Here is a 24165-nt window from a genome sequence, read left to right on the forward strand (position 1 = left end):
TGCTTTTATGATTTTTAACTGATTTTTTCCCATAAAGCTGGTACGATATCTGGTGTCCAACCAGCAATTGATGTATGTGCTTGTAAGCAGCGATAACTAGATCCACCATAAGTTACGATACTTCCAATACTGTAGGCTTGATTAGTTGTCCAAGTATTTCCTTGGCTATCTTCATCCAATGTTTTAACAGTGATTGCTTGACTGAAATCAGATGATCCAGATTGGTTGATTGCTTTGACTTGATAAGTGTAAGTTGTACTAGCATCTAAATTAGTATCTTCAAATTCATTCGTTTCACTGACACCTATACGAATGCCGTCACGATAAATAGCATAGTGCATCACTTGTTCATTCGGTGTATTTTTCACCCATGTTAACGTTAATTTATTCTGTAGAATATTTTTAGCTGTCAATTGAAGTGGCACAGAAGGTACTGGTAGCTGGCCTTCCGTTTCATCATTAGTTTTAAGCGACAAAATAGCAGAACGTTCTGACTTATTCCCCGCTGTGTCCACTGCTTCTACCGTATAAGAATAAGTCGTAGCTGGTTTTAGTCCTTTATGAAGGAAATTCGGTACTTTACTTGTTCCCGCCAAACGATTTTCTTCGTAAATATTATAATGAGATACTTGAACGTTGTCTGTGGATGCAGTCCATGACAATGAGATCGAATCAGAGGAAGCCACTCCATGTAAATCAGTTGGTGTAGATGGTTTTTCAAAATCTTCTGGTGATGGAGTATCTTTGCCAAATTGTTGAGCGACCGTTAAAAATTCATATTGATTTTTGACTTTACCTTGCCCACCATCCACCATTGCATCTCGGTTCATTGACCAGTAAGAAACCATACCGATTTTCTTTTCTTTTGCATGTTGGATAACCTTATTGAGCATTGCTGTTGTAAAATACGGATGTGCTTTGCTTTCAAATCCAATCGAAGGCGTTGTGCCTAGTCTTGCATATGCTTGTTCATCTGTTAACGTCGTGTTGGTGAAACGCTTGTAATAATCCTTCAATTGAACCATCGTATTGTCTACTGCATCTAAAGAACCTTGTGCGTAGTCAGGAACGACACTGCCATAACACATCGTCATCAAATTAACTGTAGTTAGCTCTACTCCTGCCTCTAAATAGGCTTGTAGTACAGACAATCCTGTCGAAATCAGCCCAGTATCCATAACTGGTAAAGTCAATGTCACTTCTACACCCGTTTTTTCTTGGACTTGTCTGATTGCTTTTGCATTTGCTAAATTTTCTTGATAGCCCATTGCTGCCGCTTCCACATCGAAATCGACTCGAGTAAGGCCATAGCCTTGGATGATTTCGGTGTATGAATTAGCTAAAATAGAAATATCTTGTGTCGTTTCCCAAAAAGCACCAGAATTCAATCCACCAAAAGAAATCGCCACATCACCACCGATTCCTCTCAATTCACGAATTGATTTTTTGATTCCTTCATATTGCCATTGATCATTGTCACTCTCGCTTAGTCCACTAAAGCCACCCCAAGCCCAGTCAATTCTGTCATTTTTAACTCCTTTTGCCTGCATGAATCCTAAATTAAAGAATTTTTGCCCTGTCTTCTTTGCAACTGCTGCAAGATCTAGCGCACCGTTGCTTGAAAGATCTTCTTTTGAGCTATAAGCAGTCATGTCCACAAAAGGAGCGACCACTTGATCTCCCCACTGAATACCTTGACCAACCCCAAAATCTGCTTGTTGTTTACTACTTTGTTCTGTTGCCAATGTTTCCTCTGCATCTAACAATAACGGTGCAATCAGCAAACTACAAAGCGCCGCTCCTACAAATAATCTTTTAAACTTTTTCTCCATTTCCCCACTCCTATCATATTTTTGTTATTAAAAATATTTATGTAAACGATTACATATAAATGATAACATTTAGAAAATAACAAATAAAACAATATTAACGTTATTTAATTTATTAAAGTCAAATTCTAACTTTAGCATGATTGTTGCTAAAAATCAGTTTAAAACTAAGAAAGAGTAGTACAAATGAGGCTGGGACAGAAGTGTTTAACTCCGAGAAATAAGAAGAATTTAACGGAAATTGCTTTTCAAATTTTTGTGAATTTCGGCTTATTTCCGAAGGCGTTGCTTCTGCTCCCACCGTTTATTCGTTTTTAAAGAATGAGACAAAAGTGTTTCTTACTTTTGTCCTACACTCATTCTAAATAGGACTAAATGGCTGATTTTCAAAACGTCAAATACTTCTATCTAGCCTTCAACTAAAATAATAGCTAACCGAATGATTACTTTTACCTTTTGGATCCTCAGAGTAAATTTGAGTATGTCTGAAATGTTCATGGTAAACTTAAATCATAGAAGGGAGATAATAAAATGGTTATATTAAAAGATTTTCGTTTTTGGTTATGTACAGTGGGAATCGTTATCCTAGGATTTATATCAGGGCTACTTAGTGGCAATCCTGGAAGTTACTATTATTCATTAGACTTGCCTCCGTTCGCGCCACCAAGTTGGATCTTCGGACCGATGTGGACAGTACTCTATATCTTAATGGGTATGGCACTATACTTTATAACGCAAATGGATGAGAGAAAATTAAAGCGTAAACTTCTTACACTATTCGTTATCCAATTTATCTGTAACTTTCTTTGGTCTGCTTTATTCTTTAATTTGCAAAGTAATTTTATTGCCGCTGTTGATATTACTATCCTAGTCATTGTCTTAACGATCTTACTCTATCATTTATGGCTACATTTTCGTTTAGTGATGTGGCTACTTGTTCCATACTATTTATGGGTGCTATTTGCTACCTTATTGAATTATTCTATCTACTTTTTGAATTGATAGCCTTCATTTTTTGCATAAAAAGAAACACTCGCGGGAGTTGAACAAACGCGAGTGCTTCTTTTTTTAATAGCCATTTTGGTCGTAATTTTGATCGTAGTTCTGGTCATAATTTTGATTATAGTTCTGATCGTAGTTCTGATCATAGTTTTGATCGTAATTCTGGCCATTATCTTGGTACCCATTTTGGGTCGTATCATTATTGTATTGATTGTCATACTGACTCGTGTCTTGAGAATAATAGCTTGAACTGCTGTTGGTAGTTCCAGCATCCGTGTTTTCTCCATCCGAACCATCTGAGTCATCATAGAACATGTAAGACGCGTTATCATTCTTTAAGTTTGGCAATGTATCACTTGTCTTGATCTCTAACTGTTTTTTCAATTCATTTTGGATAGCTAACAGATCATTTTGACCTAGTATCTGATAATAAATATTATCGATCATTGCATCTTTTCCTTGCAATTGATCTTGTTTGATCGTTTCAAAAGCAGAGGTATAATTTGTGGCTACATCCAACATGTCATCCCAGTCTAAATCGGTAGTGACATTTTTTTCAACAGCTTTTAATATTTTACGATAATTGCTTACGCCTTCTAAACTTAGCACTTTGTTCACGATCTTGGTAACTACTTCACGTTGTCGTGCTTGTCGACCAACATCCCCTTTAGGATCTTCATGACGCATCCGAGAATACGCTAGTCCTTTTTCTCCATCTAATGTTTGTTTACCAACCGGTACATGTACTCCATCTAGAGTGAAGTCGATTTTGTTGTTTACTTCGATTCCCCCAACCGCATTGATCAAATCTTCCATACCGTCTAGATTGATCGTTACATAATGATCGATGGGAATATCTAATAATTGCTCGATCGAATTCATTGCCATATCAACGCCACCAAACGCATAGGCATGATTTAACTTATCCACGGTGCCATAACCAACGATATTCGTATAAATATCGCGATCTAGACTGATGATCGTTGATTTTTTTTGTTGTGGATTGACGGTAACCACCATCATCGTATCCGAACGACCTTGTTCTGTCCGACCAAGTCCACCTGTATCTAGCCCTAAAAGTAGCACAGAAAAAGGTTCCTTATCATCGATATTGACTTTATTATCACGCTTAGTTGATACTCGACTTGATTTTTTAGATATTTGATCTACTGTTTTACTTGCTTCTCCCATGAACTTGATTCCATAAGCTGAGATCCCGCCAATCAGAATAACAAGAACGCCTAAAAAAGCTAAAATAACTTTTTGCCACCGCTTCATAATACACCTCTGTCTCACATTTTCGTTAAAATATTTTCTCACATAACTAATAATTCAGCAATTCACTTAGTTAATCATAATAAAACTTTAAATAATAATTACAAGGATAACTGATTTATATGTATTTTTTCAAAATTCTTAAACTATCATACCATAGCATTTGTTTAGAGAAAAGTAGCAATTCTAGTCTTTCAAAGCGCTTTTACATATTTCGGTTAAAATAGATAGATTATATTTATACTTTTTTTCAGTCAAAAAAAAGAAACGTTGTCTTTAACCTGGACATTGTCTCTTCTTTTTTAACCTATTAAACACTGACTTCACTCTTCAAATTCCGTTTATTTGCGATCTTTCGGATATATTTATCGATTTGTTGAAAATCACTTCCAGTAACAGATCCTTTTGCAAAGAGTAAACTATCTTCATTTAGTAATGTTTCAATTCGCTGACTCATCTCAGATAAACTAGCAAACCATTGAAAATTTTCGTATTGTTGATGCTCTGCACTGAAAATTTCCTTGAACTGTTCACCATAGCCAAAAATATAATCTGCTGTAGATTGTTCCATCTGTCCTTTTAAGGATTCATGGACTTCTTTAGACGCCTCCCCTAAATCTGCAATTTGACCAAGGATCAATAATTTCGTTCCTTGGTAAAAAGGGCTGATTTCATTGAAATAAGCAATTGTATTTTTCATTGCCGGTAAAGATGCATTATGTGTATCATCAATAAATGTAAAATTGGGACCACTATCAGATCTATAACAGGTTTTCTCTAATATTTTCGTCAGCGGTTTAAATGTTTCAAAAGCCGCGAGGTAAGGATGGATATCTCCTTTGATTTTCCAAATAGTCAACAAGGTGGCTAATGTATTCGAGACCATTCCTAATGAAGCAACCGATAGATTTAAAGAAATTTTTTTGCCGAAAAATGAGATATTTAAATTGCAATAGTCTCTTTTTTGCGTAGTACTGATCACAAAAACATCTCTAGTGGGGTCCGTTGTCGAGTAGGTAAAGATTTCACTTGTATGCTTACGTGCAGCAGCTGTCTTCTACAATAAATTGTGGTGTCTTAACCAAAGGATCCTCAATCGGTGTTTCTGTTATGAGTAAAGCAAACTCATTCTCCCGCCCTTTGATTTGGTCATTTCCATCTCTCCAGGCTATACTTTTACGATTAACATAATTTCTTCTTTCTGACGAAATAGAAACAAACGCGGTTGTTGAATAATCTTGATTGCGTTTTAAATGTCCTGAAAAATATTCAAAATCTGTGACTGGTTGATCTAAATGATCATATATCTTAAAAAACTTTCCATCTATTCCATTTAAAATATTCTGAATTGTCCACATGTCCTCATCCCACCTTTACCATCTGCCACGTCGAGGTCTTGCTTGATTGACATATCTTGTAGCTGTCTTTTCAATTCTTTCTGGGGAATTGTCTTGATCGACTTCCCATGGATAGAGTCCATCTTCATTTTTTTCATATTGACTTAAATCAGTCTCCATCTGATTCTTCTGATGATCTTTTTTCTTTTTTAATCGGAATCCCACATATGAAAAACCTATCAACGCTAATGCTGCAAAACGAATATACCCAACCATTTTTATTCACTCCTTCTCTTTATAATTAATCAAATAATTGATCAATCCAGATAAAAAATGTTCCGCATCATCGATTCTCATCCGAAAGCGATCATGACGGGCAAAAAAGCCATAGTTGATCATTTCTGGTTTTTTGAAAAACTGGGCAAACTCAGGAAACATCACTCCTGTTGTGATTTCATGTAATACACGTTTCTCCATGACTGTGTTGATTCGGTCTTGTATAGCTATAAACTCCTCTTCTGTTTTAAACAGTCTTTCTCTTGATTCACTTGTTTCCAATTTTTTCATCATTTTGGAAGCTGCCACTAGTAATTCAAGCATCGTTGGATACGCAGTGTCCCGCTTATCAATAAAATCGATATTTACCATTGCATTTTTGATACCAAATTCATAATATGTGTCTTTTTCTTGATAGTTTATCATTTCATTTGTTGCATAGCTCAGCCAATGATCATGGTATTTTTGATAACCATCTGTGACAAATCGTTCCATCAGCCCTTCACAAATTTCAAAAATCGCGAAATCATGGAAAATCCCATAAGCTCGGAGTAAAGAAAATAGGATTTCACCATCATAGTAGATGATCCGAAACTCCTCTTTTAAATTCAAATCGGCATCAAGTACATGAATGGTCTTACTATTTAAAGTAATAAATTTTTTTGATACTGTCTCGATCAATCGACTTAAATATTTATAGAGTTGCTGGTCGCCTGTCACTTCGATATATTTAGCAATTGCTAAGATAGCCGTTGCTTGTGCGCCTAATTTATACTCGATTTCTTTATTCAAATAATCTTTGATTAGCAAGTAACCGTCAACTTCAGAGGTTAGATTATCGATACCCCAGAGCAAGCCATTTTTGATGTTTTGAAGCATATTGGGGTCATAGGAATATTCTGCTGCTTCTGCTAAAGCATATAGAGAAGAAAAATGACGGACAGAATTGTATCCTTTTAGCAGTTGATTGTAGCAAGGATAGTATCCGTAAATGAATTGTCCAGATTTTGTTAATTGTTTTTTTAGATACATACTTCCTTGTTCAATCACCAATCTCGTTGTTTCTTCAAGATTGTCATAAGTTACCTCTCGGACCCGATTCCCATTCCCATAGTTTTTCAGCGGATAAATATTTCCTTGCTCTAAGTAGAAAGATGTCGTTTCAAAAAAGTAGAACTTCGAACGTTCCAAATAACTGAGATCCGTCTCTTCTCGACCGTATTTACGTTTGATATATCCTCGATAATTTTGCGGGTCGATATGCAAGTCAGGAAGATTTTTACCAACTTTATGTGTTTTACTAGGTTTAATAATGGCATTTGCCACTAATTCTTCTTTGAGGAAACTTCTCTTTCTTAGACCGTCAATCCGCAAGTTGAAATCGACATAATTGTTTCGTTTGATTTTTTTCAATCGTTCATTTACTTGGTGATAATCTGCTGACTCTTCGTTTGTAACTATGTCCAATCTTAAATACGGTGTCTTTTCAAATTGATTGATTCTATAAGCTGTCAATAAATTATTCCAGATTACTTTTAGATTATTTCCATAAAATTCGTAGATTTGTCCCCGCTCTTTAAAGTCTCCGACAGAAACAATCAGTAATTTTGTTGGAATAGTTTTATCTACCGTTTCAAGTATCTTTTTGATCATTGATAGATTCGTATGTGTATTCATCTGAACAAGCATATTCCCACCTCTATTAATAATAAAAAGGCTATGGCATCGAATCACTATAGGAAATAGTATCATCTATAGCCATAGCCTTTTTTAGTTATTGTTTTTTCTTACTTTTTTTCATTTTCCAAATCCCTAAACCTGAGATCAGCGATACTAGTCCGCCTAACCAAGAAGCAGATGAACCAATCGTATCTGATGTCTTAGGATACATTTTTGGTGTACTACTTCCGCTAGTCATAGATGAAGGTTTAGAAACCCCTGAACTACTATATTGTACTGGTAGTTTTGGTGTTGCTGTTGGTCCTGACCCACCAAAATTATTTGTTACCACAGTAATGATGGTCGTATCTTGACTATCATCAGAGTCGGCATCCGCATCAGCGTCAGAATCCGTATCCGCATCGGCATCAGCGTCAGAATCGGCATCAGCATAAGCATCCGCATCGGCATCCGCATCGGCATCAGCGTCAGCATCCGCATCAGCGTCAGCATCCGCATCAGCATCGGCATCCGCATCAGCATCGGCATCGGCATCGGCATCGGCATCAGCGTCGGCATCAGCATCTGCATCTGCATCAGCGTCAGCATCCGCATCAGCATCGGCATCTGCATCAGCATCTGCATCAGCATCGGCATCAGCATCTGCATCCGCGTCAGCATCTGCATCGGCGTCGGCGTCGGCATCAGCATCGGCTTCTTCATCATCTGGAATTACGGCAACTGTTGGTAGACTTGGATTATCATTATTATCATATGCAATCAATTGAATCTCATCTAATGGCGCAACATCCTCTTGAGAAATTGAAATTGTAAAGCTACCAGTTTCATCTGCTTGACCTTCTGCAATCAAATTTCCAGTATCATCATAGATTCGGACGATTGCGTTTGGATCTGCCATCCCAGTGACCTCGTATCCCTCAGTGGAATTACCTGTTACTGAAACATTATATGGTGCTGTTACTGCCCTTACTGAATAATAGACAGGTGAATAGCCATCATAATTTGATGCTATATCAATGGCTAGCACATCTGATTTCACAATATTCCCAACAAATCCAGCTTCATAAGGTACGGACAGATCAACACCGGCAGCAGTTAAATCAGTAGCATTCGGATCTGTGATTGTCGTAGGTATCGTTACTGTCGTTTCCCCTAAAACACTTGCATCAGCAAAAGTACCAATTAAAGAAGAACCTGTATCAACCAAACCTAGTGCGCCTGCAAAGGCCAAATTAAAGGCAGGTTTAATCGTTAAGCCTAAAGCCCCGTTGATCGTCGCTGCTGCTAAATCTCCTCCAAATGGTGAATTCGATGTTGCTTTAAGCTCTTGGACAGCATTATTGATCCCTGTCAAAATCTCACTAAGTCCTTCTCGAATAACAATTTCTAACGTACCATCAAGTTCCCCATAAATATAATCGCCATTTTCTGTTTGTTGCAAAGCAAGAGCAACTTCTGCCGAACTCAGCGTACTCAAATTTTCTAATAATGCTAATTGTTCATACACTTCACTCAAATTCACTGAAGCTAATGGATTGAGATTGACGATATTTTCTACAGAACCTACCAATGCTGAAACCGCTCCATTTACAACTGTTAGTAATGGAGCTAATTCATCTCCTGGCAACAAGATATCCGTACTAAAGGTACCGCTACCATTTATCGCAACTAGACCTTGCATCTCTTCAGGAATAGCTAAAACAGCACGTCTAGTTCCAGTAAGCAGACTCACGTCTAATCCATTATTAGCCGAAATTACAAAATCAACATTTCTAGTTGAGCCATCTACCACGTAAGGTGCCCCAACGCTCGTTCCGCTTGTATTCGTCGTACCAAGATTATTAAAAAGCTGTCCGCTAACCAAATCAGCATATACCTGTTGCGAACCTATCGTAAATAATGGTGTTGCAATCGTGATCGGGGCCGTTCCCAACATGAGACCCGCAGCAATAGATGTTCCTACTAGTAAGTATTTTTTTGAGCGACGCTTCGCCCGTGCTTTTTGATCCATACTCTTCTTATAATCTTTTTTCATTTTGTAACCCCCTGGGTGCTTAGCCCTCTTTTATCTGTTCCATCCCCCACTAAGCCAATAATTGAAGCTACGATTCCCCTCTGTGCAACACTCCTCAATAGATTTTTTGACCCAAAAAGATATCTTTTTGAAAGAAAATGATCCGTTAACTTAAGTTACTCGGAGTTTAACAACTGATAAATTAGAAATCTATTATTAAGTTTCAGCATTTATTTAAATAACTTGTCTTTTCGAGAGTCTATTTTTACTACTTTTTTATATGTATGTTATATTTTTTATATCAGTTTGCTTCTTTTATTAAGTGTAATGTTCCCATTATTATAAAATTAGCATAAATTCATAAAATCTCTGTTCTTTTATGAAAGGGTTATCATTTTGAAGCAAATATAAAAAATAACCTCTATTCAAATAAATTTCAATCAATATTTAGGCTAAATCTCCTTAAAATAAAGATATTTTTATCATTTTTTGTGTAAAAAAAATACAAATATTGACAATATATGTACACACATATTATCGCTATTTGTAATAAACGGAGGATAGATAAATGAAATTTTTTTCTATTTTAGACAAAAATACTCAAACACAATTAACGATTTTAGAAAATATATATATATCAAAAAAAAAGCTGGAATTTGGAGGAACTCTCTGCGTTGACTCACTCCGATAAGCGTTCCATATTGAATCATTGTGAGCATATCCAAGAACTTTCGAAGGGGCACTTCAATAAGGAGACCAGAAATTATAGTTATTCTGGGAACAGTATCGACTACCAGAAATTGATTTTAGCTATTTTAAATCAATCTTCTGTCTTTCAATTAGTGCAGACACTTTGCCTTCAATCTCAAGTTGATCTTACAGAATTTTCAAAATCAAGGAATATTAGTGAGTCTTTTTTAAGAAGGCACATCACTCGGATCAATCAGCTATTGGAAAAATATCGTATTCAAATAAAAACCGCAAAAGGTCACATTTTTATTAAAGGAGAAGAAACACAGATTCGCTACCTCATTTATTTAATCTTATGGCAAACCTATCGTGGGGTAGAATGGCCCTTTAAGGGAGTCGATTTTCATCAAGTTTTTTTGATCATCGAAAAATCCTTCCAATTGATCAACCAAAGACCGAATAAAATAAAAATGATGGAATGGTGTTTTATCGTGGCAGTCACTAAAATAAGAGTTGATCAAGAAAAGCGAATACAAAAAGCGAAATTACCCGCATTTACTGATGAATTATGGTCAGCATTTGATGGACTTACGTCTGAATTGACTATTTCCTTTCGAAGATTAAATCTTGCTACCACTGAAATCAAATTTTTATTTCTCTGGTTACAAACACGTACCTCCTTTTATCTTAGAAATCATTTTTTGGATAAAGCCGTCAAAGTCCATTTAAAATGGGATACACCTATCAAACAGTTTCAAAATACTTTTTATAGTTATCTTTATTCCATTGGGTTTAAATCTTCACAAATCAACAGCAAAAAGATGCTCTTGAACAGTACCTTGTTTGCCAATGGAATGACTGGTTATCTATTTCCCGATTTTTCGATTATCAAGCATGATATCTCAACCTTTATTGAAAAAAATTATCCCGCATTCAATCGTGAAATCATTCGTCTTTCGCAACGCTTTAAAAAGAATAATCAGCGATTGGACTGGGTCCATCCATGCAATTTAGCAGAAGCGTTTATGATTGTAGCTTCTCCTACTTATTTTGATAAAGAAATAAAAATCAAATTTGAAAGTGATTTTCCATTAAGTATTGAATTGACTTATATGGAAATGCTACAAGAACAATTACGTATCTATTTAAATGTTCTCTTTACAAATGATTTCTTATACAAGCCCGACTTGATCATCCGCACAACAGAAATTCCGTTAAAAACAGTGAATTATGAAGAGTTCATCCCCTCTTTGACGATTTCTACTGAAATGTCTAGCGAGCAGATCTATCTATTAAGTCAAAAGATCCAAAAAATAGTAAATGGTTGAGTTCTTCCAAAAACTATTTTTTCAAATTTTGTAAAAAAAAAGTCACTATTGCAATGGTACCCCTGACATAATCAATGATTTTTTACTTTAAAAAATCAAAAAAGAAGATGGTTGAACCATCTTCTTTTTATTGCTTTGATCAGTCCGCAACCGCGGGCTTTTCTTCAACAAATTATTATAATTTAGTCACTTCAGCAGCTTGTGGACCACGAGCGCCTTCAACAATCGTAAATTCAACTTCTTGACCTTCTTCTAAGCTCTTGAAGCCGTCACCTTGGATTGCTGAAAAATGTACAAATACATCGTCTCCGCCATCTACTGTAATAAACCCAAATCCTTTTTCATTGTTGAACCATTTTACTGTTCCATGTTCCATAAATGTATAGCCTCCAAAAAAGTTCTTGCAAGATACCTTGCAAGCCTATTATACCCAATTTAGAAAACGCTCGCAAGCTTTGCTAAATTTATTTTTCAATTCGATTTTGGAGTATACAAAACAGCTATCATTTATTTTGCAGCTGCAAATTGTTTGTTTACTTCATCCCAGTTGACAACATTCCAAAAAGCAGCAATATAGTCAGGGCGTACATTTTTATATTTCAAGTAATATGCATGTTCCCACACATCTAATCCTAAGATAGGTGTTTGGCCTGTCATCAATGGAGAATCTTGGTTTGCTGTAGAAGTGATTGCCAATTTACCATCTTCCAATACTAACCATGCCCAACCTGATCCAAAGCGTCCGGCAGCCGCTTTCTTGAACTCTTCTTTGAATGTTGCGAAATCACCAAAAGCTTCATCAATCGCTTCTTTGATTTCGCCTGTTGGTTCGCCACCTGCATTAGGTGCCATGATTTTCCAGAAAAATGAATGGTTTGCATGTCCACCACCATTGTTTTGTACCGCTGTCTTAATATCAGTAGGAATCGCGTCCATATCAGAAAGCAATTCTTCCACTGATTTTTCGCCTAATTCTGGATACTTTTCAATAGCTGCGTTTAAATTTGTAACATAAGTATTATGGTGTTTGTCATGATGCAAGTGCATCGTTTCTTCATCGATATATGGTTCCAGTGCATCAAATGCATAAGGTAGATCTGGTAATGTGTAAGTCATAAAAAAATTCCTCCTCAATGTGTTTGTTCATAGTCTTTACACTACAAAGAGTAACAAAGAGAAGGGATTTCTACAAAAATTATGCTTATAGCTATTTCTTGTTCTGAATTTCAGGAAGTTCTTTTTCAATAATTTCTGTCTCTTTAAAGATAAATAATTTACTGAAAATATAATTTGCTAATACTACGATGACCTGTGTAATGATTTTTGCCACATAATCATTGACATGCATCACTTGGATCATGAGTAGCATGGCACCCATATCCATTCCATACGATACTACTCGATAAAAAATAAATTTTCCAAACTCGATGATTAAATGAAGAAAGCTTGGAGATTTTGAATGGAACACCCAGATTTTATTTGTGACAAATGCAAATAAAACGGAACAAATCCAAGAGATCGTATTAGAAACAGGCATACTTAACTCAAACAGTTGTAGTGCAATATAGAAACTGACAAAGTTAACAACTGTTGCCAAACCACCAAAAAAGAGGTAAATAAAAATCTCCCAATACCCTTTTCGTTCTAAAAAATGTTTTGCTTGATGATAAAGATTCATTGGTCAACCTACCTTACTATTCATTTCTGCTTCATCATACCTTATTTAGAAAGATATTTCATCTTCATTTCTTAAAATCAATCGTTTCTTATCTTTTGCATTCGTTTCCGCTTGAATCGTTACATGCATTTTTTTTGGATCTTGGATAGCCAGATATTTTTTAGGATTTCTTTGTTTTGAAGCTATTTTTTGAGTTATAGTAAGATAGCATACTTGCTGACGTATCTCAAAAATCATGGAAAGCATCAGAAATCAATGATAATCTACCTGAAAAAACCACACCAATAAATTCTACTAAAGTAATCACACCATTTGATAAAACAACCCAAAAAATTTTAGTTGAGCGCTAGTGGTCTTTCATCTTTTCCTACATCAACCTTTACTCTATCAGCATATCATGTTTGCTAAAAATGACCCATCAATTTTGTGTTTTCCTATATGCCCCTTGTATTTCCTTTCTGACTTCGCTAGAATTGCTAATGACGACACTATTATTAAAGGAGTAGTTATGACAACTAAACAATTAATCATTAGCTCTTTCACACAATTCAAAGAGCTTAAAAATGCCAGAAATACACCATTCGGTAAATCGATCCTCTATTTATTGGTGCTCAGTATCATTATGGCGTTGCCTATCTCCTTTCAGATTTTTCAAGTCTTGAATAATATCAAAGCGGATGGGCAGAAAATCGCAACTAGAATTCCAGATTTTACGATCAAAGATGGCAAAATCGACACAAAAGATAAAGAAGGGTTCATTTACCAAACCAATTCGATCATATTCACATTTGACCCAGAAGGTAGACGCTCAGAAAAAGATGTCACTTCTGACTTGATGGGTAACTTTCTAAGTGTCGGCATGCTTGAAAATGAGCTTGTGGTCGCTTTCCCAAATACGGGAACAACAACTGCTTTACTAAGCAGTAATCAATTCGAACTTGAATACACGAATGATGCTATAAAAAATCTAACAGGGAAACAATTACGCGATACCTTAAGTGAAGCATCGATTCCATTTTGGATAAAAGCCGTGACTTTCTTGATTTCAATCTATCCGAGCTTCTTGAACCTGATCATCACATTATTTTTTGCTAATTTTGCTGCATACATCTATGCACGACTTCGTTTAACAAGAGCAACGTTTCTTGATTGTTTGAAAACAATGATCTATGCGATTTCACTTCCTACCTTGTTGGCTACGATCCTAATGATCTTCTTGCCATCATTTGATACAAGTGCATTTATCGCGATTGCCGGATTATTTATTTTTGCCCAAGCCGTCAAAGGTTGGCCCAAGATTCAAATGATGTAAAAAAGAGGTCGAGACTAAAGTCGTTTAGGTTTGAGAAAGTGGAGAAAAAAGAAGCTGGAACAAAAGTGTTTCTTACTTTTGTCCCACGCTTTTTTTTTGGAAATTCCCGAAAAATCTGACTTTTAGACGCCGTTTATTTGAGAGAGACTGGGACAGAAGTGTTTAACTTCGAGAAATAAGAAGAAATGAACGAAAATTGCTTTTCAAATTTTTGTGAATTTCGGCTTATTTCCGAAGGAGTTGCTTCTGCTCCCGCCGTTTATTCGACAGTCTGTAGCAAAAATGATTTTCAGATTTATCCCACATTTTTTTCTAAACCTAGATTTTTCTCAATATCCTTTGTTTAGTTCAACCTGATTAACCTTCAACTCGTGATTTGTCATGTAGCTTTGTAGGTTATCTAAAAAGATCTTCATCAATTTATTTTGGAAATCAGGCGTCAATCCTGCAATATGTGAAGTAAGTAAGACATTGTCCATTTCCCACAACGGACTATCGTAAGGTAAAGGTTCTTCCTCAAAGACATCCAGAGCAGCAAATGCTAATCTCCCTTCATTTAGAGCAACCACCAACTCATCCGTTTTTAAGGACGCACCTCGTCCTACATTGATCAATACTGCCTGTCGATTGAACTTTTTAAATAACTCTCCATTAAATAATCCTTTTGTCTCTTCCGTCAAAGGTAGAATATTTACAACGATAGTCATTTCAGAAACTATTTCAGACAACTCTTCCAATGGATAGGTTTGTTTAAAACCATCTACAGGATGTCCAGAAGTATTGATACCGTAACACTCCATATCAAATCCAGTTGCTTTTTTTGCAACCATTTTCCCAATTTTCCCCGTACCAATAATCAGTACCTTTTGATTTTCTAAAGGCTGATAGTGCACGTTCGATCCTAACCATTTTTTTGCGACTTGTGCCCGTTGCGCCTGAAATAGCCCTCTTGAATAACCAAGGATGATTCCCATGATATGTTCTGCAATCGATTCGCTATGGATACCACTACCATTAGATACCAATATCTCTTTCTCAGCAAATTTATCTAATGGTAAAGTATCCACACCAGCAGAAATCGACTGAACCCATTTTAGATGATCAGAAGCAAGCAATTTCTCTTGGTAGTTTCGATTCCAACCCAGACTGATTTCCACATCAGGAAGCTCTTCTTCTGTCAAATCAGTTTTGATCGTATAGTTTGGAGCAATCGATTTGATCTTATCTATAAATTCTTCTCTAAATTCTCGATCTAAGTAAATAATTTTTTCTCCCATATCGTTAACCACCCTTCTTTTCTTTAGTTTAGCTTAAGTACAATAAAGTATGAAACAATCTGTTTTCTTTAGAACTAGAGAAAAGGAGTCTTTCGACCGATTGCTCGCCGAAAATACTCCTTTTCTCTTTATTGTTCTTTGAAATGATACACTGGTTCATCTAAAGTTTCATCATAATCTACTTCTAGATCATATCCTTTAAAAAACCATTCATCGGCTTCGTCAATAAAAAATAGGATCCCATCGATCACTTCTTTTTTTACAGGATGTTCTGGCAACTCTACAGACATACCAATGGAAAAGCCTTCATGCACTTCTGTTTTCCCATAAACCTTCCCAAAGAAACGTATACCATAATCTTTAGGTAACGCTACTTCTGATTCAAACCACTTACGTGCATTTTCTGTCACTGTCAATTCCATTTAAGCATCCCCTTATTGATTCATTTTGTCATCCAAAATATCTACATCTTCCGTCTCACCGATCACTAACAAATTATCATTTTCCAACACATATTCATCAGCAGCAGGTGAGACTACGACTGTTCGATCTGAACGTCGGATTGCAACTACAGTTAAATCATAACGCTGTCTAAAATTTAATTCCGCTAACGTTTTATTGAAAAATTTAGGATTAGATACTCGAATTTCCGCAAGCGAAAACTGATCGGACAACTCTAAATAATCAAGTATATTCTTCGATACTAAGTTATGAGCAATTCGAATCCCCATATCACGCTCAGGATGGACAACGCGATCCGCACCTATTTTTTCCAGAACACGAGCATGATACTCATTTTGTGCTTTTGCCAAAATATTAGGCACACCCATTTCTTTTACCATTAATGTAACCAAAATACTTGCTTGGATATCCTCACCGATCGCTATGATCACATGATCAAAGTTTCTGATTCCTAAAGAACGTAACGTCATTTCATCTTGCGCATTTGCTACTACGGCGTGCGTAGCAATATTCATATATTCATTTACTCGATCTTCACTGCTGTCGATGGCTAATACTTCTTGACCCGCTTCGACTAACGTCCGGCAGATACTACCACCAAAACGACCGAGACCTACAATTGCAAAGTTTTGTTTCACTGGTTTCCTCCCTTATCTTTTTATCTAAGTATAGCAAAGGCTTTCTAAAAACGAAAGCAAGTGACTAAGACATTTCTATCTTTCAAAATTAGTTTCTTATAGAAAAAATCAAGAAGAAAAAAGCTCAAAATATAAAAAATTGATTTCGAGATTTTTTCTTCTTGATTCACTGTGTAAGTTCTATAGCATTTTTTATAAAAATTTGATTCTTTTAGAAAATCCCATTAAAACGAATAAAATTTCTGTTATTTCACTAATCCATGTTTGAACGCATAGATTGCAGCTTGCGTTCGGTCTTCGACTTCTAATTTTGCCAAGATATTCGAAACATGGGTTTTAACAGTTTTAAGGGTGATAAATAATTCATCTGCAATTTCCTGATTACTTTTCCCTTCAGAGATCAACATCAAGATTTCATTTTCCCGATTCGTTAAATCTTCATGAAGGACTGGCTCATTTCGTCTACTCATTTTCTCCATCATTTTGTTTGTTACTTCAGGTTCCAACACACGTTCTCCACGCTGTGTTGCTCGGATCGCATCTGCTATTTCATGAGCCGTTGATGTCTTCAATAAGTAGCCTGCCGCACCTGCCTCGATTGCGGGATAAACCTTTTCATCATCAATAAAACTGGTTACGATAATGATCTTTGCTTGTGGCCAATCCTTTAAAATAGCTTTAGTTGATTTGATGCCGTCCATTTCTTCCATGACAAGATCCATCAAGATCACATCAGGTCGTAATTCCATTGCTTTTTCGTAGCCTTCACGCCCGTTTTCTGCTTCGCCAATCACTTCGATGTCGTCTTGGATCGATAAATAAGAAGAAACGCCTAAACGAACCATTTCGTGATCATCTACAAGTAAAACTTTGATCATCTTTTCTTACCCCTCCTTCATTAAAGGAACTTTGATTTCAATGATAGTACCTTGACCTTTAAAACTAATGATCTTCACTGTTCCACCGATACCTGCAACCCGTTCTCTGATATTATTTAATCCATAACTGCCAGTTTTAGATTCATTCATATTGAATCCTGCTCCATCATCGATCACCCGCAACAATAGATTATTATTAATCTTATGCAAATAAACTTCTAATTCGTTCGCCTTCGCATGTCGTAGCGTATTAGACAATAACTCTTGTACGATACGGAACAAATGATCCTCGATAGAACTTGTCAATTTTACGTCTTCAATGTCCCATTTCAAGGAAATCTGGATTTTATTTTGCAATTCTTTCAACAGTTGCTCGATTCCTTGTTTCAAACTCTTTTCTTCAAGGTTCACTGGACGAAGATGGAGCAACAACGCACGCATTTCTGATTGTGAGGCATTGATGATATCCGCTACCATTTGCAGTTGTTTACGAAATTTTTCAGATGTGTCTGTTTTTTCTGCTTGTTCAGTTAGTGCAGACATCATCATCATTGCCGCAAAAAGTTGTTGAGAAACAGAATCATGCAATTCTCGAGCTAATCGATGTCTCTCTAATTCTAAGATTTCTTCTCTCGTTTGTCCATCCACATATTGCGGTCTGCTTGTCATAATTTGGAGTTCACTTGACACTTCGATCATTTTCTCTTTGATTTTAGTGATCTCCTGATCAATGTCATGTAAATAGATATCATCGACTGGTCTTGGTATTGGCTGATTCAAAATAGGCGATTCATAATTACCAGCCGATAGAGTCCGTAATTTTTCCTCGATTTTTCCATATCTCGCTTTTTGAATAACCGATACGATCAAAAAAACGAGAAGTCCTACACCTAAAGCAATGGCAAATAAGTGAAAGATCAAAGGAATATACAAGAGCCTAGCACTTAATAACTCTCGCCACCAATCTGTTTGGTTACTCGCATAAAAATAAGTAAATAAAGAGAATAAGATGATCAAGAAAGAAACTATTGCTGAATAAACAGCAAACATTGGTTTCGACAATTTGCTGATCATACTCGTATCACCTCAACATCTCCCAAAAGTGAATTCGTGATGATCTTTAAACGTCGCGGATTTTCATCATAATCGTTACTATAGATTTTGATGGATTCATTTTTCAATGAAAAATGTTCTTCTTCAAATAAAACGTTTCCAGCTAAAGTAGCATGTTCTAAACTCACTGCGATACCTACAGGAACTAAGATACGTGTTCTACCGATACCCTTTCGGACGATCACAATATTGTCATCCTTGGGTAATAAAGTATTTCCCAAATCGATGATCGTATCTCCAGATATCAGTGTAATATTGATGTCATCCCACTCATACACATCATTTCCAATTCTTTGATTACCAAATAATTGCTGCTTCTTTCGCTCATTGTTATGAGATTTTAACTGATCTGTTTGGACCATGACCATCTGTTTTTTACGCCAGAATGCATTTTTAGTAAAGTCGATACCTGATATCTCTACACCTTTTAGCCCGATGAACAAAACAGCAAACACAGCCATCATCCATAACGCCGGACTATTCACTAAGCTAAAGAAGATGATCAATCCTCCCATAACTAATTGAAAATTTTGAAATCCAGATCGTGGATGCTTTTTTAATGCTACATATATATTTAAGATACCAAAAAGTACCAAAAGAAGTAAGGCGACATTATTGACGATTTGCCAAATAGCAAAAAGCAATAGCAGCGTTTCGACAATGATAAAAAAACGCCAAGAACTATTCATCTTTTTTCCCCCTTTCATAGTCATTCTCATTCCATCATACCTAGTTTTTGTCAAAGATACCATAGGGCTTAAGATGTAAATCATTGCTGCAAAAAAAGGGTAAGACAAAAGTAAAATCACTTTTATCCCACCCTAGCAATTCGAATACACAGCGGAAACGAAAGCAACCGCTTCGAAAAATAAAACGAAATTCTCAAAAATCAATAAAATTGTTTTTGTGGATTTCCTCTTATTTCTTGAGGAACTTTTTCTGCCTCTTTTTTACTCAAACAACCAGTTGATTTATGCTTGTTCTACTTTAGTGATTTTAACCAACATATCGCCACCAGGAGTTGCGATGGTCACTTCGTCATTAACCAACTTACCGATCAATGCTTGAGCAATTGGAGAATCATTAGAGATTTTCCCAGAAAATGGATCTGCTTCTGCACTTCCTACAATCGTATACTCTTCTTCATCACCATCAGGCAATTCAATAAAAGTAACTGTTTTACCAATCGATACTTCGTCCGCATCTACACCGTCATTATCAATGATTTGTGCAAAACGGATCATTGTTTCGATTGTTGTGATTCGTCCTTCGACAAATGCTTGTTCATCTTTCGCAGATTCGTATTCTGAGTTTTCAGATAGATCACCAAAGCTGCGGGCAATCTTGATACGTTCAATGATCTCACCGCGTTTAACTGTTTTTAATTCTTCTAATTCTTCTTCTAGTTTGGCTTTGCCTTCTAGAGTCATAGGGTAAACTTTCTCAACCATGTATAACGTCTCCTTCTTATCTTTTGGAATACCGCAAAAGGTAATCTTTTGAGGATATAATCCAAAAAAGATTACCACGCTTTTCCTAAAATGTAAATGTTTTTTTATTAAAATGAATCCCTAGTGATATCTCCTATTTTACGAATTATTGACATATTTATCAACTAATTCCAAATGTTCTTCATAAGTTTTTGCAAAGTAGACATCCCCAGTTTTGATATCCGCTACAAAATAATAGTAATCATTTTTTGTCGGTTCCAAAACAGCTTTAATCGAAGCTTCACTAGGGTTATCGAAAGGCCCAGGTCCATATCCCGTATTGGTATATAGATTATAAGGGGAATCCACCGCAGTATCCTCATATGTCACCAATTCTTTGTGTTCACCTAATGCATACAACACAGAAATATCAGACTGTAAAGGCATGTTTGCAGCAATCCGATTATAAAATACTTGAGCAATATTTTTACGATCGCTTTCTTTGACCCCTTCTTTTTCAACCAATGATGCCAAAGTCAATACTTCTTGTACCGTATGATTTTGCTGTTTGATTGTTGAAAAATAAGGTTGTAACACTGTATTTGTTTTATTGACCATTTGGATCACTAGGTCTTTAAGTGACATCTTTTTGTAATAGTCATAGGTAGCTGGGAACAAATAGCCTTCTAAACGATATTTGACATTTTCAGCCGTACTAGCACTTGCCAATAAATCAGGGAATTTTTGCTGTAACTCTTTGAAGAACGTATCATCTTTCATCAAATCTAAAAATTCTTGTTCGTTTTTCCCAGTTACTTTAGCTACTCGAGAAGCAATTTGATTGATATCATACCCTTCTGGAACAACTACCTTCCCATCCGCTACTTCTGTCGGTTCAGAAGTACCACCTTCTTGTAATTCTTTACCAATTTCATCTAAAGTCATATTAGGTGCCATTTGGTAATATCCAGCTTGGAATCCAGTCATATTTTTGAATTTCGTATAATAGTTAAATACGATACCGCTCTTAATGATATTATCCTTCTCTAAGATTTCACCGATTTGCTTATTTGAAGAGCCACTTGGGATCTCTACTTGCACCAATTGGTCATCTGATGCATCCAACGGCTTTAATCCGCTGTCGACATAACGGTACACTGTAAAGCCAAGAACGCCTCCAACGATCAATAATGTAAGCACAATCACCATAATGATCTTGCTTACGATCTTATCCTCTTTTTTACGTAAATTCTTTCTCTGAGTAATCACTTCAGTAGTATCAGAAGAAAGATTCTTTTTTTTCTCCACTGGACGTTGTTTGTTTTCTGACAAAACAACTCCTCCTTACTATCAAGTTCGTAACTTTATTCATTATACATGATATTTGAATTGGCGTGAATGATTTTATTTAAATATTCTATCAAAAATGTAAGTAGTAAATCCATTACTATAAGATTAAAATAAATGTTATCAAGATACAAGCTATTTTAGCTTTATTCTTTCTGTAAAAAAGAAAGGAGACTAAACTATTATGAAAAAAGGAAAACATGTTAAAAAAAGAAAACATTCATTTTTAATGCTCGCTGTCGTGTTGTTTAGCCTTAGCGCATTCTCTACAGGAACTGTTCTTGGATGGCAATTCTACAATAATGAACACTCTCAGACGATTGCACATGCTCAATCGGCTCAAAAAAAGTTGATACTGACTACCAATGAACAACAGCTCGTTGAAAAAATCGATCAACTATTAAGAAACAATGATTATATTGGTTCGATTTACGTAAAGAAAAATAATCGCGTCATCATGGAAAAGGGCTATGGCTATGCGAATAAACTCACGCAACAACCAAATGATCCTTCTCTTTATTATCAGATTGGTTCGGTTCAAAAAGCATTGACTACTCTTTTGATTTTAAAACAAGTCGAGCGTGGGCACCTTTCTTTAGATACTAAGCTGGCTCAATTCTATCCACAAATTGCTGGCAGCCAGCAGATTACCATCCGTGACTTGCTGTATATGCGCTCAGGCTTGCACCGAACTGCTTCTCCAACCATACCGATGAATGATGAAGAAGTCGTTCAATTTGCGATTCAGCACTTAAAATTTACAGATTATCAGACCTCTCATTATGATTCATTGAACTTTACCATATTGACTGGAATTTTGATCAAATTAACAAATCAACCGTATGAAAAATTATTGACCGATGATATCATCGAACCTTTAGGATTACAGCATACAAAATTTTATGACCAAGTCAAAAATTCATCCAATCATGCACTATCCTATCAAATGTCTAAAGAGGATGATTACTTTAAACCACTGACAGAATCTGAAACAGAGATCCATAACGAATTAGGGACTGGTAATATTAGTATGTCCGTCTATGATTTAAATGCGCTGTTTACACAAGTTTTATCTGGAAAACTAGTTTCCAAAGATATACTCTTCTCATTATGGCGTGAAAATGCGAATGGACATCCATATAGTGGTGGGGTATATAGCGGAGATAATTATATCCTGTCGCAAGGAAATATCGACTCTTTTGATACATCTGCTATATTTAGCAAAGATTCACAGAATGCTATCATCATGGAAAGCAATGTAAAAGCTGACAAAACTATCAAACTGCCTACTGCTGATCTAAGAAACCAAATCTATGACCTGATGGAAGGAACTACTAAGTTGGCAAATAGCTGATATGATGAAAAGATAGCAAATACTACTTCTTTGAATAGCATTTGCTTAAAAAAAGTACTCGACTAAACGTAGGAAAGAGTGTGGGACAAATCTAAAAATCAATTTTTGCTACAGACTTTAATTCCAAATAAACAGAACAGAAAGAGGTGTTCTTCTTTCTGTTCTGTCCAAATTATTCTAAGATTTCTCTTTACCAACATTATTTGACAAAGGGCCTATTAAATCTAAAATAGTATCTTTAGATTGCTAAAATATGTGCTAGCAAATCATTCATGGCTTGTTCTTATTTTTAATTTTATGCAATAAAAAAGAAGAACAATTAGCGTGATTATAGAAATAAATAATGAGATTTTAGAAAAAAATGTGTATGAATACCTGATTGTTACTTTATTTATTCCACTTTCACTTTTTACTGTAACAAAAGGACCTCCTTGTTTTAGTACTGTAGCATTTTTTGAATTAACAGTAACCGTTAATCCTTTATACCCGAATACAGGTAAAACTATTGTTTTGCCTTTTGAAGATTTAAACGTAAATGTAATTTCATCTTTATTTGGAGAAAAGCTACTATAAATAACTTGACCATCTTCTGTAACTTGATGGTTTTTCAAAAGCAATTGATCTTTTTTATAGCCTATAGGTACATAATCAAAATTCTCAAATTCTTCAAGTTTATTTTCCATTTGTTCATTAGAATAAGTTCCTTGAAAATTCATTTCTTTCACCATGTTAACTACTGATGAATAATTTAAAATTGAAATAGCTAATATTAATAATAGTATAAAATTTCTTCTCCTTGTATAAGAAAATTTTTCCAACTGTGGAGAAATAAATAGAGATACTGAAAAAGATATGAACAATGTTGAAAATATCATAAAACGCCAAGGAGCTTGAATAATATTTAAAGGAGTATTTTGTAAGGCAAACCATGGAAATATTTTTGTACACAGTAGAATAGATATTATACCCATTATATAAGTGATTTTAGATAAGATTCCTAATTTTTTAAAGTTAAATGTTAGTATAATTAAACAAATAAGCAAAGTTAAGCCAATACCAAATGATAGTAATTCTGAATCTATACTTCCAATCAAAAACTCTTTACCCAGATAAATTGCTCTTTTTTGTAATATATCCACATAAGGTCTATTCAGATCTTGATACAATGTCTGCTCAATCATAGGACCTATAAACGCTAGTGAAAGAAGTAAAGTAACTATAGCAGCTTTTATTAATTTAATAACG

At 35.5% G+C, this 24165-nt stretch carries 23 protein-coding genes and 2 pseudogenes; 5 read left to right on the forward strand and 20 right to left on the reverse strand.

The features are described 5' to 3' along the window. Positions 1-14: 14 nt before the first annotated feature. Positions 15-1832, reverse strand: coding sequence for a fibronectin type III domain-containing protein (locus ED2_RS06905; RefSeq protein WP_005876333.1), 1818 nt, complete (start codon positions 1830-1832; stop codon positions 15-17). A gap of 528 nt (positions 1833-2360) precedes the next feature. Here ED2_RS06905 and ED2_RS06910 point away from each other — a divergent pair. Then, positions 2361-2831 (forward strand): TspO/MBR family protein, encoded by a 471-nt coding sequence (locus ED2_RS06910; RefSeq protein WP_016177111.1) that lies wholly within the window; start codon positions 2361-2363, stop codon positions 2829-2831. A gap of 66 nt (positions 2832-2897) precedes the next feature. Here the strand turns inward: ED2_RS06910 and ED2_RS06915 are convergent, their stop codons facing one another. From ED2_RS06915 to ED2_RS06940, 6 genes are all read right to left on the reverse strand, one after another. Next, positions 2898-4109, reverse strand: coding sequence for an LCP family glycopolymer transferase (locus tag ED2_RS06915; RefSeq protein ID WP_005876337.1), 1212 nt, complete (start codon positions 4107-4109; stop codon positions 2898-2900). 307 nt (positions 4110-4416) lie between these two features. Then, positions 4417-5088 carry a glutamate ligase domain-containing protein gene (locus tag ED2_RS16020; RefSeq protein WP_016177110.1) on the reverse strand — a complete coding sequence of 224 codons (672 nt, stop codon included), beginning with the start codon at positions 5086-5088 and terminating at the stop codon, positions 4417-4419. A 55-nt stretch (positions 5089-5143) separates the two neighbouring features. Then, positions 5144-5464, reverse strand: coding sequence for a hypothetical protein (locus ED2_RS16025; protein WP_016177109.1), 321 nt, complete (start codon positions 5462-5464; stop codon positions 5144-5146). Between the two features lie 15 nt (positions 5465-5479). Beyond that, positions 5480-5719, reverse strand: a complete 240-nt coding sequence (locus tag ED2_RS06930; protein WP_005876339.1) for a hypothetical protein — start codon at positions 5717-5719, stop codon at positions 5480-5482. Between the two features lie 6 nt (positions 5720-5725). Next, a complete protein-coding gene (locus ED2_RS06935) occupies positions 5726-7408 on the reverse strand; it encodes a hypothetical protein (RefSeq protein WP_016177108.1) in 1683 nt (560 codons plus the stop codon). A gap of 85 nt (positions 7409-7493) precedes the next feature. Next, positions 7494-9434, reverse strand: coding sequence for an adhesive domain-containing protein (locus ED2_RS06940; protein WP_058138065.1), 1941 nt, complete (start codon positions 9432-9434; stop codon positions 7494-7496). A gap of 653 nt (positions 9435-10087) precedes the next feature. Between ED2_RS06940 and ED2_RS06945 the strand changes: the two genes are divergently transcribed. Further along, a complete protein-coding gene (locus tag ED2_RS06945; protein ID WP_005876344.1) occupies positions 10088-11431 on the forward strand; it encodes a helix-turn-helix domain-containing protein in 1344 nt (447 codons plus the stop codon). A 175-nt stretch (positions 11432-11606) separates the two neighbouring features. On the opposite strand, the gene ED2_RS06950 is transcribed toward ED2_RS06945, so the two are convergent. The 4 genes from ED2_RS06950 to ED2_RS06965 form a co-directional block, all read right to left on the reverse strand. After that, positions 11607-11807, reverse strand: a complete 201-nt coding sequence (locus tag ED2_RS06950) for a cold-shock protein (protein WP_002292860.1) — start codon at positions 11805-11807, stop codon at positions 11607-11609. A 131-nt stretch (positions 11808-11938) separates the two neighbouring features. Next, the gene (locus ED2_RS06955; protein ID WP_005876347.1) at positions 11939-12547 is read right to left on the reverse strand and encodes a superoxide dismutase; all 609 of its coding nucleotides are present in this window, start codon (positions 12545-12547) and stop codon (positions 11939-11941) included. A 91-nt stretch (positions 12548-12638) separates the two neighbouring features. Further along, complete coding sequence (locus ED2_RS06960) at positions 12639-13109, reverse strand: GtrA family protein (protein WP_016177105.1); 471 nt, start codon at positions 13107-13109, stop codon at positions 12639-12641. A 45-nt stretch (positions 13110-13154) separates the two neighbouring features. Further along, complete coding sequence (locus tag ED2_RS06965) at positions 13155-13346, reverse strand: hypothetical protein (RefSeq protein WP_025479872.1); 192 nt, start codon at positions 13344-13346, stop codon at positions 13155-13157. 271 nt (positions 13347-13617) lie between these two features. On the opposite strand from ED2_RS06965, the gene ED2_RS06970 reads away from it, so the two are divergent. After that, positions 13618-14421, forward strand: a complete 804-nt coding sequence (locus ED2_RS06970; protein ID WP_016177104.1) for a DUF1189 domain-containing protein — start codon at positions 13618-13620, stop codon at positions 14419-14421. A gap of 147 nt (positions 14422-14568) precedes the next feature. After that, positions 14569-14688: pseudogene (locus ED2_RS16370) on the forward strand (DUF3788 family protein); the annotation flags it as partial. 62 nt (positions 14689-14750) lie between these two features. On the opposite strand, the gene ED2_RS06975 reads toward ED2_RS16370, so the two are convergent. The 8 genes from ED2_RS06975 to mltG form a co-directional block, all read right to left on the reverse strand. Then, complete coding sequence (locus ED2_RS06975) at positions 14751-15698, reverse strand: phosphoglycerate dehydrogenase (protein ID WP_005876355.1); 948 nt, start codon at positions 15696-15698, stop codon at positions 14751-14753. Between the two features lie 128 nt (positions 15699-15826). Then, positions 15827-16120: a HesB/YadR/YfhF family protein gene (locus ED2_RS06980; protein ID WP_005876357.1), complete on the reverse strand. Its 294-nt coding sequence runs from the start codon at positions 16118-16120 to the stop codon at positions 15827-15829. A gap of 12 nt (positions 16121-16132) precedes the next feature. Next, on the reverse strand, positions 16133-16798 hold the full coding sequence (locus ED2_RS06985) for a potassium channel family protein (protein ID WP_005876360.1): 666 nt from the start codon (positions 16796-16798) through the stop codon (positions 16133-16135). A gap of 245 nt (positions 16799-17043) precedes the next feature. Further along, positions 17044-17676, reverse strand: a complete 633-nt coding sequence (locus ED2_RS06990) for a response regulator transcription factor (protein ID WP_005876362.1) — start codon at positions 17674-17676, stop codon at positions 17044-17046. A 6-nt stretch (positions 17677-17682) separates the two neighbouring features. Further along, positions 17683-18750, reverse strand: a complete 1068-nt coding sequence (gene liaS, locus ED2_RS06995) for a two-component system sensor histidine kinase LiaS (RefSeq protein ID WP_005876364.1) — start codon at positions 18748-18750, stop codon at positions 17683-17685. Then, positions 18747-19478 carry a cell wall-active antibiotics response protein LiaF gene (gene liaF, locus ED2_RS07000; protein ID WP_016177103.1) on the reverse strand — a complete coding sequence of 244 codons (732 nt, stop codon included), beginning with the start codon at positions 19476-19478 and terminating at the stop codon, positions 18747-18749. Before liaF ends, liaS begins: the two co-directional genes overlap by 4 nt. A gap of 282 nt (positions 19479-19760) precedes the next feature. Continuing rightward, complete coding sequence (greA, locus tag ED2_RS07005; protein WP_005876368.1) at positions 19761-20240, reverse strand: transcription elongation factor GreA; 480 nt, start codon at positions 20238-20240, stop codon at positions 19761-19763. 138 nt (positions 20241-20378) lie between these two features. Beyond that, entirely contained in the window at positions 20379-21551 is a 1173-nt protein-coding gene (gene mltG, locus ED2_RS07010; protein ID WP_016177102.1) for an endolytic transglycosylase MltG, read from the reverse strand. A 199-nt stretch (positions 21552-21750) separates the two neighbouring features. Between mltG and ED2_RS07015 the strand changes: the two genes are divergently transcribed. Beyond that, positions 21751-22920, forward strand: coding sequence for a serine hydrolase domain-containing protein (locus ED2_RS07015; RefSeq protein WP_016177101.1), 1170 nt, complete (start codon positions 21751-21753; stop codon positions 22918-22920). Between the two features lie 266 nt (positions 22921-23186). Here ED2_RS07015 and ED2_RS07020 read toward each other — a convergent pair. After that, positions 23187-24165, reverse strand: a pseudogene (locus ED2_RS07020) (glycosyltransferase family protein); the annotation flags it as partial.

It is taken from the genome of Enterococcus durans NBRC 100479 = LMG 10746 (genome assembly GCF_001544215.1).
GTDB classification, from domain to species: Bacteria; Bacillota; Bacilli; order Lactobacillales; family Enterococcaceae; genus Enterococcus_B; species Enterococcus_B durans.

What these genes read in the sequence shown, in the direction of transcription:
- ED2_RS06965 (WP_025479872.1), bottom strand. Translation starts at nt 13,346, where the DNA reads ATGATTTTTGAGATACGTCAGCAAGTATGCTATCTTACTATAACTCAA.
- ED2_RS06910 (WP_016177111.1), top strand. Translation starts at nt 2,361, where the DNA reads ATGGTTATATTAAAAGATTTTCGTTTTTGGTTATGTACAGTGGGAATC.
- ED2_RS06970 (WP_016177104.1), top strand. Translation starts at nt 13,618, where the DNA reads ATGACAACTAAACAATTAATCATTAGCTCTTTCACACAATTCAAAGAG.
- ED2_RS06980 (WP_005876357.1), bottom strand. Translation starts at nt 16,120, where the DNA reads ATGGAATTGACAGTGACAGAAAATGCACGTAAGTGGTTTGAATCAGAA.
- greA (WP_005876368.1), bottom strand. Translation starts at nt 20,240, where the DNA reads ATGGTTGAGAAAGTTTACCCTATGACTCTAGAAGGCAAAGCCAAACTA.
- ED2_RS06975 (WP_005876355.1), bottom strand. Translation starts at nt 15,698, where the DNA reads ATGGGAGAAAAAATTATTTACTTAGATCGAGAATTTAGAGAAGAATTT.
- ED2_RS06905 (WP_005876333.1), bottom strand. Translation starts at nt 1,832, where the DNA reads ATGGAGAAAAAGTTTAAAAGATTATTTGTAGGAGCGGCGCTTTGTAGT.
- ED2_RS06955 (WP_005876347.1), bottom strand. Translation starts at nt 12,547, where the DNA reads ATGACTTACACATTACCAGATCTACCTTATGCATTTGATGCACTGGAA.
- ED2_RS16025 (WP_016177109.1), bottom strand. Translation starts at nt 5,464, where the DNA reads ATGTGGACAATTCAGAATATTTTAAATGGAATAGATGGAAAGTTTTTT.
- ED2_RS07015 (WP_016177101.1), top strand. Translation starts at nt 21,751, where the DNA reads ATGAAAAAAGGAAAACATGTTAAAAAAAGAAAACATTCATTTTTAATG.
- liaS (WP_005876364.1), bottom strand. Translation starts at nt 18,750, where the DNA reads ATGATCAGCAAATTGTCGAAACCAATGTTTGCTGTTTATTCAGCAATA.
- liaF (WP_016177103.1), bottom strand. Translation starts at nt 19,478, where the DNA reads ATGAATAGTTCTTGGCGTTTTTTTATCATTGTCGAAACGCTGCTATTG.
- ED2_RS06915 (WP_005876337.1), bottom strand. Translation starts at nt 4,109, where the DNA reads ATGAAGCGGTGGCAAAAAGTTATTTTAGCTTTTTTAGGCGTTCTTGTT.
- ED2_RS06930 (WP_005876339.1), bottom strand. Translation starts at nt 5,719, where the DNA reads ATGGTTGGGTATATTCGTTTTGCAGCATTAGCGTTGATAGGTTTTTCA.
- ED2_RS06950 (WP_002292860.1), bottom strand. Translation starts at nt 11,807, where the DNA reads ATGGAACATGGAACAGTAAAATGGTTCAACAATGAAAAAGGATTTGGG.
- ED2_RS06935 (WP_016177108.1), bottom strand. Translation starts at nt 7,408, where the DNA reads ATGCTTGTTCAGATGAATACACATACGAATCTATCAATGATCAAAAAG.
- ED2_RS06940 (WP_058138065.1), bottom strand. Translation starts at nt 9,434, where the DNA reads ATGAAAAAAGATTATAAGAAGAGTATGGATCAAAAAGCACGGGCGAAG.
- ED2_RS06960 (WP_016177105.1), bottom strand. Translation starts at nt 13,109, where the DNA reads ATGAATCTTTATCATCAAGCAAAACATTTTTTAGAACGAAAAGGGTAT.
- ED2_RS06990 (WP_005876362.1), bottom strand. Translation starts at nt 17,676, where the DNA reads ATGATCAAAGTTTTACTTGTAGATGATCACGAAATGGTTCGTTTAGGC.